Consider the following 11,717-nt stretch of genomic DNA (forward strand, 5'->3'; position numbering starts at 1 on the left):
GGCCTCAGCCCCCGCGGAACCGAGCGCCGCCGCCCGCTTACCGTCACCCCCCGCCCCCCACCGCCCCTCCCAGGCGCGCGGCCACGGCATCGACCGGTTGGCCGACGTGAGCCTGGAAATGCTCCAGCTCGGCAGCGCCGCGCGCCGGACCGGCCGGTCGTACGCCCGGACTCTGCGCGAGGTGCGGGCCGGCCGGGTGCGTGCCGCACAGCTGCACACGGCGCTGCTCCGGGAGCGCCGCAAGGCCGGCGAGCTGCGACGACTGGCGGGACGGATCGCGGGGGCGCAGTACCGCAGCGGCAATCGGCTGCCGCTGGCGCTGGGGGATCAGACGCGTCATGAGGGCCAGGCGCGTCATGGGGGTCAGGTGCGTCATGGAATTCCGGTTGGCCATGGGGCTCGGGTGCGTCATGAGGTTCCGGTGCGCCACGAGATTTCGGTGCGCCACGGGGGACCGGTGCGTCACGGAGATCGGACACACCACGGGCATCCTGCCGAGCACAGATCTCAGGCACATCACGGGCATCAGGAACACTCCGGCTCTCAGACGCACTTCGGGACTCCAGCACGCCACGGGACGCCAACACGCCACCGGACTCCAGCACCCCACCGAACTCACGAACGCCGCGAGGTCCGGCCGCCGCCCCAGAACTCCCCACCATCGCCCCCCGGGCCCCCAGTGCGACCAGTGCAAACAGTGCAACCAGTACAACTAGGCCCGGACGAGATCCTGAGCGCCTACCGAGAGGCCGACCGCCGGCAACGCCTGCTGGCGTCCCGTACGCGCGACGCGCTGCGGCTGAGCCGGTCCCTGGAGGCGGACAGCGCGGCCGTGCTGGCCCGCTCCGCCGCGCTCGACGCCCACCGCTCCCGTCTCGACACCGAGCGCCGCCGCATCAGCCGCCGCCTGGGTGTGGTCCGCGGCCGGTTGCAGGCCCTGTCCCGGCAGGCTGCCCGGGGCGGACGCTGCGGCGGGCTGCCCAGCACAGTGTTCGCAGCCGCGAACCTCCCCGACCCGATGGCGCCACCTGGCGCGGCTCCGGGCGGTAAGGATCAAGGCGGTAAGGACCCGGGCGGTAAGGACCCGGGCGGCAAGGACCGGGGCGGTAAGTGGACCCGACCGGTGGAGCACTACGTACTGTCCGCCGGTTTCGGCGGTTCCGGCCGCCGCTGGGCGCACGGCCATACAGGCCAGGACTTCGCGGTGCCGGTCGGCACCCCCGTACGGTCCGTGGGGTGGGGCCATGTCACCAGCCTGACCTGCGGTGACGGTTTCGGGATCAGCATGGTGGTCCAGCACGGCGCGGGGGCCTTCTCGCAGTACGCGCACCTGTCGGCGGCGTTGGCCCGCCCCGGACAGCGGGTGCGGCCGGGGCAGCGGATCGCCCTCTCGGGTACGACCGGCAACTCCACCGGGCCCCACCTGCACTTCGAGGTACGCCGCACACCACAGATGGGCTCGGGGATCGACCCGGTGCCGTGGCTGGCGAGTCGGGGGGTGCGGCTGAGGTGACGGGGCAGTCCGCGGTCAGCGCTGCTCAAGGATGCGTTCGATGACGGCCGCGACCCCGTCCTCGTTGTTGCCGGCCGTGTGCAGGTCCGTCGCGGCCAGTACGGCGGGGTGCGCGTTCGCCATCGCGTACGCGGTGCCGGCCCAGGCCAGCATCTCGATGTCGTTGGGCATGTCCCCGAAGGCGACGACCTGGTCGGAGGTGATGCCGCGCTCCGCACAGCAGCGCGCCAGCGTACCGGCCTTGCTGACGCCCAGCCCGCTGATCTCCAGGAGCGCGGTGGGGCTGGACCGGGTGAAGGCGGCGTACGCGCCCGCCTCCGTGCGGGCGAGGTCCAGGAAGGCGTCCGGGTCCAGGTCGGGGTGGTGGGCCAGGAGCTTGAGGACGGGCTGGTCCGGGCTCAGGGGGGAGCGACGGTCCTCCGGGCTCAGGTCGGCCAGCAGCTTCTCCGCGGGCGCGATGACGGCGGCCGGTTCGAGGTGGAAGGGCGGGTAGCCCGGCTCGTAGTTGATGCCGGCGGCCCGCTCGACCGCGAACGTCGTACCGGGAGCGGCGGCGCGCAGCGCGTGCACGACGGAGAGCGCTTCCGGGCGCTCCAGGGGGCTCATCTCGACGATGCGGCGGCCGTGGTGGAGATCGACGACGGCCGCGCCGTTCGCGCAGATCGCCAGTCCGTGCCCGTGCACGTGGTCACTGACCACGTCCATCCAGCGGGCGGGCCGGCCGGTCACGAAGAAGACCTCGATGCCTGCCCGCTCGGCGGCGGCCAGCGCGGCGACCGTCCGGCCGGAGACCGTCTTGTCGTCACGCAGCAACGTGCCGTCGAGGTCGGTGGCGATCAGCCGGATCGTTTTACCGTCGGGCCCGGGCGCCAGGGGTGGCTCTGCGGAGGCATCAGTCACGCAATCCATCTTCGCGCATATGCGCGCACAGGCGTGCGGCGGGTCGCGCGCATGAGCTTGACGGTGCCGGGGGCCGTGTCCGCGGCCCCGGACGTACTCCGGCGGGTGCCGGACGGCCGTACGGGAACGGGTACCCGGCCGTAGGCGGACGAGCGCCGGGCCGTACGGGAGCGGGTACCGGACGTACCCGCCCAAGGGCTGAGCCGGGCCCGCACCGGTTCGGGCCGGCAGGCGTACGGATGCGGGGAGGGGCGTACGGAGGGCATCGGGTGCGCGTGTACGGCGATGTGCACCCCGCGCGTACGGCTTGTGTCTCCCGCGTGCAGGTGTTCCCCGCGGCGCCCGGGGCCGCCGTCGCGCCGCCGTAGGCTCGTACCCATGCGACTGAGCACCGTGATCCTTCCTGTCCACCGCTGGTCCGAGGGCGGCCGGGAGGTGTGGCAGCGCGCCGAGGAGCTGGGCTTCCACACCGCGTACACCTATGACCACCTCTCTTGGCGGAGCTTCCGGGACGGACCGTGGTTCGGAGCGGTGCCGACCCTGACCGCAGCCGCCGCCGCGACATCCCGGCTGCGCCTCGGCACGCTTGTCACCTCCCCGAACTTCCGGCACCCGGTCACCCTCGCCAAGGAACTGATCTCCCTGGACGACATCAGCGACGGGCGGATCACCCTGGGTATCGGTGCCGGCGGCTCCGGTTTCGACGCCACGGCGCTCGGCCAGGAGCCCTGGACGCCCCGGGAACGCGCCGACCATTTCGGTGAGTTCGTACCGCTGCTCGACCGGCTGCTGACACAGGACGTGGTCTCGTACGACGGTGTGCACTACCGCGCCCACGAGGTGCGCAACATCCCCGGCTGCGTACAGCGGCCCCGGTTGCCGTTCGCGATCGCGGCGACCGGGCCGCGTGGAATGCGGCTGGCGGCCGGCCACGGCCAGGCGTGGGTGACCACCGGCGATCCGAAGGTCTCCGCGAACGGCACCGCCGCCGAGTCCCTGGAGGCGGTACGCGGCCAGGTGGAACGTCTCGGCAAGACGTGCGCCGAGGCCGGCCGGGACGCCGGAGAACTGGACAGGATCATGCTCACCGGCTTCACGCCGGACCGTCCGCTCGCTTCCGTCGACGCCTTCGTGGACTTCGCTGGTGCACACGCGGAGGCCGGCATCGACGAGATCGTGCTGCACTGGCCGATCGCCGACTCGGTCTTCGAAGCCGATCTCGCGGTGTTCGAGAAGATCGCCGCGGAGGGGGCGGCGCAGTTGGGGCGGTAGGGACGGTCGTAGGGCGGGCTGGGGCGGTGAGGGGCAGGTACTCGCCCGTACCGTCGCTGCGCGCCGTCGGTCACGGGCGTGCGGGCAGATCCATGGCCTGCGCTTTACGCCGTTGACCGCGGACACGAGGGAGAATCGGGTCAGAGGCGCCGACGCGGTTCCTCGGGTGGACTCTGCGGACTCTGCGGTTTGGAGGACTGAGAGGCATGGCACGAACCCGATTCGCCCCCGACCGCGGCCTGACGTCACGCATGGTCACGACGATGTTCTTCATCGGCCTGCTGTACGTGGTCGTCGTGGGCGCGCTGCTGGTGCTCCTCAAGGGCGCGTGGATCGTGGTGCTGCTCATCTCGGGCGCCATGTTCGTCGCGCAGTTCTGGTTCAGTGACCGGATCGCGGCCTTCAGCATGGGGGCGCGCGAGGTCACTCCGGAGCAGGCGCCCGAACTGCACGGCGCCGTGGACCGGCTGTGCGCGCTCGCCGACATGCCCAAGCCGCGTGTCGCCGTCGCCGAGTCCGACGTACCGAACGCCTTCGCGACCGGCCGCAACCAGAAGAACGCCATGGTGTGCGCGACGACCGGCCTGCTCCGGCGGCTGGAGCCGGAGGAACTGGAAGGCGTACTGGCGCACGAGCTGTCGCACGTCGCGCACCGCGATGTCGCGGTCATGACGATCGCCTCGTTCCTGGGCGTGCTGGCCGGGATCATCACGCGCGCGGCCCTGTGGAGCGGCGTCGGCCGCAACAGCCGGGACAACAACGCGGCGATCGCCGTCCTGGTCGTCACGCTGGTCAGCGCTGTGGTCTACGCCATCAGCTTCCTGCTCACCCGGCTGCTGTCGCGCTACCGGGAGCTGTCCGCCGACCGGGCCGCGGCGGTCCTGACCGGCCGGCCGTCGGCGCTGGCCGCCGCGCTCACCAAGGTCACCGGGCAGATGGCGCGGATCCCGACGCGGGACCTGCGCAAGGCGGAGCCGTTCAACGCGTTCTTCTTCGTCCCGGCGTTCTCGAAGGAGAGCTTCGGGCGGCTGCTGTCCTCGCACCCGACGCTGGAACAGCGGCTGGAGCAGCTGGGGCGGATCTCGGCGCAGCTGGGGCGCCCGTAGGACGTAGATCGGCCACACGGGGAGCTATGACGCAGATCGGCTACACGGGGAGCTGAGAGGCAGATCGGCCACATGGGGGGCTAGGACGCAGATCGGCGGCTTAGGGAGAGAGGCAGCGAGGCCGTATGGGATTCCTGGACACCATTCTCGGACGCAGCAAGCCGGTACGCCCTGACCTCGACCGGCTGTTCGCGCTCCCCTCCGCGGCCGTCACCCTCCAGGCAGCGGCCGGGTTCCGGCCCACCGGCCTGGGCTCGGTGTGTTTCGCGAGCGTCGAGGGCGGCGCGTTCCGGGGCATCCAGGAGGAGGTACGCGAGCTCCTGGGCGCCCCGGCAGAGTTCAGCCAGGATGAGTACGGCTACACGTGGATGCTCGCGCGGCACGAGCCCGAGGACAGTGCGGGGCTGGTGAACGATCTGCACACGGTCAACAGTTCCCTGGAGAGCACCGGATTCGGCCCGCAACTGCTGTGTTCGCTGATGGGTTTCCGGGACGACCGGGGCAGGCCGCTCGCGCTGGTCTATCTCTACAAGCGCGGCACGTTCTACCCCTTCGCCCCGCAGACAGGGCCGGGCGGGGCGGCCGAGAAGCGTGACAACGTGCTCGAACTGGAAATCCGGGCCATGCTGGCCAGCGACCTGGAGATCGAGTCGGACCTGAGCCGGTGGTTCCCGGTCTGGGGTGCGCCGGGGCTGTGACGTCTTGAGCATGCGGGGGCACGGCGGGACGAGGCGGGATGGGGTGGAATGGGGCGGGATGGGGCGGGGCGGTTCAGGGGCGGTGTACGGCGCCTCCGCCGGAGTCTGGTTCCGGCATGGCGTACCCGCTCGCGTACGTTGGCGGCATGGCTGAGGCAGTGGAGACGGCGGGGACATCCGAGGCACCGGTGAGGCGTCGCCGCGCGCCCGGAATGAGCGCCGACGAGCGCCGGTCGATGATCGTGAAGGCCGCGTTGCCGCTGGTGGCCGAGTACGGCGCGGGCGTGACCACGGCGAAGGTGGCGCGTGCCGCGGGCATCGGTGAGGCGACGATCTTCCGCGTCTTCGAGGACAAGGACGCGCTGCTGGCGGCCTGTGTGGCCGAGGCGCTCCGCCCGGACGCCCTGCTCGCCGCCCTGGCGGCCGTTTCCCTGCACCAGCCGCTCGCGGACCGGCTGGCTGAGGCGCTGGACGCGATGCGCGAGCACCTGTCCCGTATCGGCTCGGTGATCGGCGCGCTGCACGCGACCGGGCACCTACGGGGGCGTGAGGCGCGAGCGGCGGGTGACGCGGACGCGGGTGCGCCCGCACCCGGGAGCCGTGCGGAGGCGCTGGCGGCTCCGCTGGCAGCAGTCACCACCCTGTTCGAACCCGAGCGGGAACGGCTGCGGATGGCACCGGAAGCCTTGGCCAGGGTCTTCCTGGCGCTGAGCCAGGCCACGGCGGCGGAAGCGGGGGACGACGCCGGCAGGCAAGGGGCGCTCGGGACGCGGGAACTGGTGGAGCTGTTCCTGCACGGCGCGTTCGGTGGCGAGGGACGTTAGGACAGTTTGAACCGTCCTGGGTCCGTCCTCGGCCGTCCTTGAGCCCGTCCTTGGGTCCGTTCTGGGGCCCGTCCTTAGGTCCGCCCTTGAGCCCGTTCGGGGGCCGTCCTTGGCTTTGTCCCTGAGGGCTGGCTGGCTGCTCCCCCCGTTCTACTCCCCCTGCCCCTGTTCCGGATCGCCTCCCTGGGCCTGTTCCCTGACTGCCTCCCTGGAGCGGCGGGCCACGTCGGAATTGATCTCCTTGGCCGCCCAGTTGGCCCACTCCTCCACCATGGCGGTCTGGCGCAGCCCGAATTCCAGGGCGATCCGCCCGTACACAGCGATCATCTCTTCGTCCCAGAGGCCGGCGTCCGCCAGTTCCTGGTAACCGGCGTGGGCGCGGGCGGCCCGTTCCGCCTGCTGCAGCAGGTACGTACGTGCCTCCAGCGGTGTCAGGACGCCGAGGAAGAAGACGCGCAGCAGCCCGTCGTGGCGCTGCGGGCCGACCGGCTCCACCTCGATGAGCCAGTGGTGCAGCTCGGCCCGGCCCGCCTTGGTGATGGCGTACTCCTTGCGTCCGCGAGGGCCGTGGGCGACCACCTCGATGAGGCCTGCCGTGGTCAGTTTGTTCAGCTCCCCGTAGACCTGGCTCTGGGTGGCCGGCCAGACGTGCGCGAGCGACGCGTCGAACGTCTTCATCAAGTCGTAGCCGCTGGCGGGGGATTCGGCCAGCAGGCCCAGAACGGCGTGGCGGAGGCTCATGACCGCCACTTTACCTTCCAGTCTTGACACGTCAATGCAGGACGTTCTAGCTTCGACATGTCGAAGTTGGAAGGTCGGACGGTCGGGGGAGTCGAGACTCAATGACGTACTTGCGGGGGTTCTTGCCGTGGATCGCTTACGGGGCCGTGGCCTGGGCATCGTGGCAGTGGGCCGCGCTGCTGGCCCTGGTGCTCGGTAGCGTGCTGCTCTTCATGGACCGTGCCGACGGATGGTCGCCGTCGCTGCGGGTCCTGGAGTACGGCAGCCTCGTGTTCTTCGCGGGCATCACGGTCCTGGCCTTCTTCCGTCCGGACAGTGGCCTCCGGGTCTATGACGGAGCCTTGTCCTCGGGCTGGCTGGCGCTGGTCACCTGGGGTTCCATGGCGGTCCGTCGGCCCTTCACCCTCGCCATAGCCCGCCGCAAGGCGCCGCCCGAGGTCTGGCGGACCCGGCTGTTCCTGCGGATCAATTACGTGCTCACCGCTGCCTGGGCGGCGTCCTTCACGTTCGCCGCGGCAGGGCAGGCCCTGGTCACGGCTTACGGGCTGGGCCTGACCGGCATGATCTGCATCCACGTCAGCACTTTCGTCGTCCCGCTGCGTTTCACCGCGAGCTATCCGGAGCGAGCGCGAGCCCGCTTCCTGGAGAAGGCCGGCGGACACCCCTACGTACAGGAGGCTCGTCCCGCATGACGACACACGCTCCCGGTTCCGCCGTCCCGGCGCCCGGTTCACGTTCCGGTCCCGCTTCCGCAGCGGCCCCGCACCTGGCGGGGAACTTCGCCCCGGTGATGGAGGAGCTCACCACCTACGAGCTGCCCGTCTCCGGCGCGATACCGCCCGAGCTGACGGGCTGGTACCTGCGCAACGGGCCCAACCCCCGGGACGCCGCGTCGGCGCACTGGTTCTTCGGTGACGGCATGGTCCACGGCGTCCGCCTGGAGGGCGGCAAAGCCGTCTCGTACCGCAACCGCTGGGTCCGCACGTCGACCTTCACCGACGGGGCACCGGTCCGCGACGGGCAGGGGCGCGCCGACCTGACCGCCGGGGTCGCCAACACCCACGTCGTCCACCACGCCGGCCGCACCCTGGCCCTGGTCGAGTCGTCCTTCCCGTACGAACTCGACTGCCGTCCGGGGCACGAGCTGGAGACCGTCGGCCCGTACGACTTCGACGGCCGGCTGACCACCGCCATGACCGCCCACCCGAAGACCTGCCCGACCACGGGTGAGCTGCACTTCTTCGGGTACGGTGCCGCGGAGCCGCCGTACCTGACCTACCACCGTGCCGACGCTTCCGGCGCGTTGGTGGTGAGCCGCCCCGTCGAAGTGGGGGCGCCCACGATGATGCACGACTTCCACCTGACGGCCGGGCACGTCGTCTTCATGGACCTCCCGCTCGTCTACGACCGTCAGGCACGCGGTATGCCGTACGGGTGGGACGCGGAGTACGGCGCCCGGCTCGGTGTGCTGCGCCGCGACGACCCACACGGTGACATTCGCTGGTTCGCCATCGATCCCTGCTACGTCTTCCACTCCCTGAACGCTTACGACGACGGCCGGGGCCGCATCGTCCTCTACGTCTGCCGCTACCCGGCGCTCGAACTGAAGTCGCTGCCCACCCTGTGGCGGTGGACCGTCGACCTCACCTCGGGGAAGGTCGTCGAGGAGCAGGTGGACGACCAGTCGGGCGAGTTCCCGCGTATCGACGACCGGCTGGCGGGGCTGGACGCCAGGTTCGGGCACATCACGCGGGCCGGGGGCCCCGGGGCCGGCCCGACACCGGGCGCACTGATCCGGTACGACCTGCACACCGGCACCAGCACCCGGCACGACTTCGGTCCCGGCCGCACACCCGCCGAAGCGGCGTTCGCCCCGGCGGACGACCGGCCGGGCGGCCCCGGGTGGTTGCTCACCTACGTCTACGACGCGTCCAAGGACACCAGCGATCTGGTGATCCTCGATGCGGACGACATATCCGGGGGGCCGGTGGCCACGGTCCACCTGCCCCAGCGAGTGCCCTACGGCTTCCACGGCAACTGGATCGCGGACCCGGCTCGGTAGGGCCTCACCGGGTCTCGCCATCTGGCCTCACCAGGCTTCGCCACGTGGCCTCACCAGGCTTCGCCATCTGGCCTGACCGGGCCTCGCCACCTGGCTTCATCCCTCCCCGGCGGCCCTCGCTCGCCGGCCCCGAGTGGATGCGGCTGAATGGCGGCCGGGGGCGCGGCGGGATCGGATGAGGGAGTCCGTGCAGATGAGGAAAGAAGGCCCCATGCGCATACCTACCGCCACCGCCCTCGGCGCACTGTCTCTGACCGCTGTCGCCGCCCTGTTCACCACCGGCACGGCCGTGGCCGACAGCCACGGTGGCCGGGACGTCGGCGCCGTCACCTTCGGCAAGCACACCTACGCACCGTCCACCGCTTCGTACAACTGGGGAGGGCACAACTGGAACAGCAAGGTCGTATTCGGTGACATGATCCTCGACTGAGCCGGAGCCGGAGCCGCGACCGGAGCCGAAACCGGAGCCGCGACCGGAGCCGGAGCGGGGGAACCCGGCGTTCGGTGGTCAGCGGTCAGCGGTCAGCGGTCAGCGGTCAGCGGTCAGCGGTCAGCGGTCAGTGGTCAGTGGGCTGAGGTGCGGCGGGCGGTCAGCTCGTCCAGGGTGCGGGCGTGGACCTCGCGTTGGGCGGCTGCGGCGATGAAGGCGGCCACGTTCTCGGGTCCGACCAGGTCGCGTACGGCGTGGATGGTCTCGGCGGGGAGCGCAACCATGATCCGGTCGCTCGCGTCGGCCGCCGCACCTGCCCCACCGGCCGCCTCACCCGAGCCCCCATCCGAGCCCCCTCCCGATCCCCCACCCATCGGCCCACTCACGCATCCACCTGTCCGCTGACCGCCCCGTCCGCCCACCGAGCCATCGGCAGACGAAGGCGGCTTCCCCGGTGCTTCCAGTTCGCTGATGTCGCCGAGGTGATGGTGGATGTAGCGGGTGGCCAAGGTGCGCATGGCGCGGGCCAGTTCGGCGTCGACGGTTTGCTGGGCGAGGGGACGGAGGCGGCGTACGAGGCCGGCTGCCTCGGTGGCTTCGGCGTCGGTGGGCTGGTGGTCGAGGTAGGGGTGGAAGACGTACTCGGTGGTGAAGTCGAGGAAGCGGGCCGCTATGTGCTCGACCTGGCCGCGGAGTTCGCGCAGGTGGCCGGAGATGGCGGTGAGGGGGACGCCCGCGGAGTGCAGTTCGGCGGCGACGGCCAGTTCCTGGGGGCTGGGGACGCGGAAGGCGTCGTCGCTGCCGGGGAGGCGTTCGAGGACGCCGAGTTCGACGGCGTCCGCCAGGGCCTCTTCGTCCGGTGTGCCGCCGAACGCGGCGTCCAGTTCCTCGCGAGTGATGCAGGCCGCCTCCTCGTCGCTCCACGGTCCGTCTATCTCGGCGACCAGGCCCAGGACGCCGCCGAGGCCGCGGCCGGTGTCCCAGGCTTCCAGGAGTTCCTTGATGCTGGCGAGGGTGTAGCCGCGGTCGAGCAGGTCGGCGGTGCGGCGCAGGCGCTCCAGGTGTGCGTCGCCGTAGACATTGGCCCGGCCGCGGCGCTCCGGCTTGGGGAGGAGGCCGCGGTCCTGGTAGGCGCGGATGGTGCGGACCGAGGTGCCGCTGAGGTGGGCCAGGTCCTCGATGCGGTACTCGGCCGGCGGCGGCGACTGGTCGGTCAATGCGGTGCTCCTTACGAGATGGCCGCGCGGCCCACCGCACCCGCCGCGGCGCGGGCAGCCGGGGAGGACGCCAGGTATGCGACGGCCTTGCGCAGCGACCCTTCCTGCGAGGGATGGTACGACCGCTTCAGGTAGCGCGGTACGGCGGCGCCCAGCTCACGCCATGTCGGCAGGAGCTGGGCGCGTACGGCCCGGTTGTGCGCGCGCAGGGAGTAGCGCAGGCGGCCGGCGAGCTGCGGGTCGTGGCGTATCAGGTAGGCGGCGCCCCAGGCCCACAGGTACAGCAGGACGGGCGCGGTGACGGCCATGCCCAGGACACGGCGGGCGTAGCGGGGCAGGCCCTCGCCACCGGTGTGCTCGTACATGTCGAAGGCCACGGCGCGGTGCTCGACCTCCTCCGCGCCGTGCCAGCGCAGCAGGTCGAGCATGACCGGGTCGGGGCGGGCCCGGTCCAGGCCCTCGGCGTGCAGCACCCAGTTGCCGAGGACGGCCGTGAACTGCTCGATGGCGGCTATGAGGGACAGCCGGAAGCGCAGCCACTCCTGGGTGGGTATCGGGGCGGCGAAGGGGGGCTGCTCGCCGAGGAGGTACTCGAAGAGGAAGTCGACGTGCTGCGTGTAGGGGGCGGTGTCCAGGCCCTGGTGGGCGAGGTGTTCCAGGACGTAGGCGTGCTGGACGCTGTGGGTGGCTTCCTGGCCCATGAAGCCCTTGACGTCCTTGAGGAGGGCGGGGTCGCGGACCAGGGGCAGGGCTTCCTTGAAGACCTTGACGAACCAGCGCTCGCCGGCGGGCAGCAGCAGGTGGAGCACGTTGATGACGTGGGTGGCGGTCGGTTCGTCCGGTATCCAGTGCAGCGGGGTCTCGCGCCAGTCGAACGAGACCCGGCGGGGTGCGATCGTGTGGTGTTCCTCCGGTTCGGCGGGGTTCGTGCTCACGCTTGGGCTCCTGACGTGG

The 11,717-nt window shown here is 71.3% G+C and carries 13 protein-coding genes; 8 read left to right on the forward strand and 5 right to left on the reverse strand.

Going from position 1 to position 11,717, the window contains the following annotated elements; genetic code table 11:
• Positions 1 to 43: 43 nt before the first annotated feature.
• Positions 44 to 394 (reverse strand): hypothetical protein, encoded by a 351-nt coding sequence (locus tag AB0L45_RS06700; RefSeq protein WP_365836818.1) that lies wholly within the window; start codon positions 392 to 394, stop codon positions 44 to 46.
• Positions 395 to 697: 303 nt separating this feature from the next.
• Here AB0L45_RS06700 and AB0L45_RS06705 point away from each other — a divergent pair, with 303 nt between their 5' ends.
• Entirely contained in the window at positions 698 to 1,513 is an 816-nt protein-coding gene (locus AB0L45_RS06705; RefSeq protein WP_365836820.1) for a M23 family metallopeptidase, read from the forward strand.
• Between the two features lie 15 nt (positions 1,514 to 1,528).
• Here AB0L45_RS06705 and AB0L45_RS06710 read toward each other — a convergent pair whose 3' ends face one another.
• Positions 1,529 to 2,422 (reverse strand): Cof-type HAD-IIB family hydrolase, encoded by an 894-nt coding sequence (locus tag AB0L45_RS06710; RefSeq protein ID WP_365836822.1) that lies wholly within the window; start codon positions 2,420 to 2,422, stop codon positions 1,529 to 1,531.
• A gap of 369 nt (positions 2,423 to 2,791) precedes the next feature.
• Here AB0L45_RS06710 and AB0L45_RS06715 point away from each other — a divergent pair, with 369 nt between their 5' ends.
• The 4 genes from AB0L45_RS06715 (at position 2,792) to AB0L45_RS06730 (ending at position 6,313) form a co-directional block, all read left to right on the forward strand.
• On the forward strand, positions 2,792 to 3,685 hold the full coding sequence (locus tag AB0L45_RS06715) for an LLM class flavin-dependent oxidoreductase (protein ID WP_365836824.1): 894 nt from the start codon (positions 2,792 to 2,794) through the stop codon (positions 3,683 to 3,685).
• A gap of 206 nt (positions 3,686 to 3,891) precedes the next feature.
• Entirely contained in the window at positions 3,892 to 4,791 is a 900-nt protein-coding gene (htpX, locus tag AB0L45_RS06720; protein WP_365836826.1) for a zinc metalloprotease HtpX, read from the forward strand.
• Between the two features lie 125 nt (positions 4,792 to 4,916).
• The gene (locus AB0L45_RS06725; RefSeq protein WP_365836828.1) at positions 4,917 to 5,489 is read left to right on the forward strand and encodes a hypothetical protein; all 573 of its coding nucleotides are present in this window, start codon (positions 4,917 to 4,919) and stop codon (positions 5,487 to 5,489) included.
• 146 nt (positions 5,490 to 5,635) lie between these two features.
• Complete coding sequence (locus AB0L45_RS06730; RefSeq protein ID WP_365836830.1) at positions 5,636 to 6,313, forward strand: helix-turn-helix domain-containing protein; 678 nt, start codon at positions 5,636 to 5,638, stop codon at positions 6,311 to 6,313.
• Positions 6,314 to 6,463: 150 nt separating this feature from the next.
• Here AB0L45_RS06730 and AB0L45_RS06735 read toward each other — a convergent pair whose 3' ends face one another.
• Positions 6,464 to 7,054, reverse strand: a complete 591-nt coding sequence (locus AB0L45_RS06735; RefSeq protein ID WP_365836832.1) for a PadR family transcriptional regulator — start codon at positions 7,052 to 7,054, stop codon at positions 6,464 to 6,466.
• Between the two features lie 101 nt (positions 7,055 to 7,155).
• Here AB0L45_RS06735 and AB0L45_RS06740 point away from each other — a divergent pair, with 101 nt between their 5' ends.
• The 3 genes from AB0L45_RS06740 (at position 7,156) to AB0L45_RS06750 (ending at position 9,546) form a co-directional block, all read left to right on the forward strand.
• Positions 7,156 to 7,746: a hypothetical protein gene (locus AB0L45_RS06740; protein ID WP_365836834.1), complete on the forward strand. Its 591-nt coding sequence runs from the start codon at positions 7,156 to 7,158 to the stop codon at positions 7,744 to 7,746.
• A gap of 98 nt (positions 7,747 to 7,844) precedes the next feature.
• Positions 7,845 to 9,116 carry a carotenoid oxygenase family protein gene (locus AB0L45_RS06745; protein WP_365837060.1) on the forward strand — a complete coding sequence of 424 codons (1,272 nt, stop codon included), beginning with the start codon at positions 7,845 to 7,847 and terminating at the stop codon, positions 9,114 to 9,116.
• A 211-nt stretch (positions 9,117 to 9,327) separates the two neighbouring features.
• The gene (locus tag AB0L45_RS06750; RefSeq protein WP_365836836.1) at positions 9,328 to 9,546 is read left to right on the forward strand and encodes a hypothetical protein; all 219 of its coding nucleotides are present in this window, start codon (positions 9,328 to 9,330) and stop codon (positions 9,544 to 9,546) included.
• Between the two features lie 134 nt (positions 9,547 to 9,680).
• On the opposite strand, the gene AB0L45_RS06755 is transcribed toward AB0L45_RS06750, so the two are convergent.
• Both AB0L45_RS06755 and AB0L45_RS06760 read right to left on the reverse strand, forming a co-directional pair.
• The gene (locus AB0L45_RS06755) at positions 9,681 to 10,763 is read right to left on the reverse strand and encodes a MerR family transcriptional regulator (RefSeq protein ID WP_365836838.1); all 1,083 of its coding nucleotides are present in this window, start codon (positions 10,761 to 10,763) and stop codon (positions 9,681 to 9,683) included.
• Positions 10,764 to 10,774: 11 nt separating this feature from the next.
• Complete coding sequence (locus AB0L45_RS06760; RefSeq protein ID WP_365836839.1) at positions 10,775 to 11,698, reverse strand: metal-dependent hydrolase; 924 nt, start codon at positions 11,696 to 11,698, stop codon at positions 10,775 to 10,777.
• Positions 11,699 to 11,717 lie beyond the last annotated feature (19 nt).

Origin of the sequence: Streptomyces sp. NPDC052496 (genome assembly GCF_040679095.1) — a bacterium.
In the GTDB taxonomy this organism is placed as follows: domain Bacteria; phylum Actinomycetota; class Actinomycetes; order Streptomycetales; family Streptomycetaceae; genus Streptomyces.

Coding starts and splice junctions, on each gene's coding strand:
- AB0L45_RS06730 (WP_365836830.1), top strand. CDS start 5,636: ATGGCTGAGGCAGTGGAGACGGCGGGGACATCCGAGGCACCGGTGAGG.
- AB0L45_RS06700 (WP_365836818.1), bottom strand. CDS start 394: ATGGCCAACCGGAATTCCATGACGCACCTGACCCCCATGACGCGCCTG.
- AB0L45_RS06745 (WP_365837060.1), top strand. CDS start 7,845: ATGGAGGAGCTCACCACCTACGAGCTGCCCGTCTCCGGCGCGATACCG.
- htpX (WP_365836826.1), top strand. CDS start 3,892: ATGGCACGAACCCGATTCGCCCCCGACCGCGGCCTGACGTCACGCATG.
- AB0L45_RS06725 (WP_365836828.1), top strand. CDS start 4,917: ATGGGATTCCTGGACACCATTCTCGGACGCAGCAAGCCGGTACGCCCT.
- AB0L45_RS06710 (WP_365836822.1), bottom strand. CDS start 2,422: ATGGATTGCGTGACTGATGCCTCCGCAGAGCCACCCCTGGCGCCCGGG.
- AB0L45_RS06715 (WP_365836824.1), top strand. CDS start 2,792: ATGCGACTGAGCACCGTGATCCTTCCTGTCCACCGCTGGTCCGAGGGC.
- AB0L45_RS06740 (WP_365836834.1), top strand. CDS start 7,156: ATGACGTACTTGCGGGGGTTCTTGCCGTGGATCGCTTACGGGGCCGTG.
- AB0L45_RS06735 (WP_365836832.1), bottom strand. CDS start 7,054: ATGAGCCTCCGCCACGCCGTTCTGGGCCTGCTGGCCGAATCCCCCGCC.
- AB0L45_RS06750 (WP_365836836.1), top strand. CDS start 9,328: ATGCGCATACCTACCGCCACCGCCCTCGGCGCACTGTCTCTGACCGCT.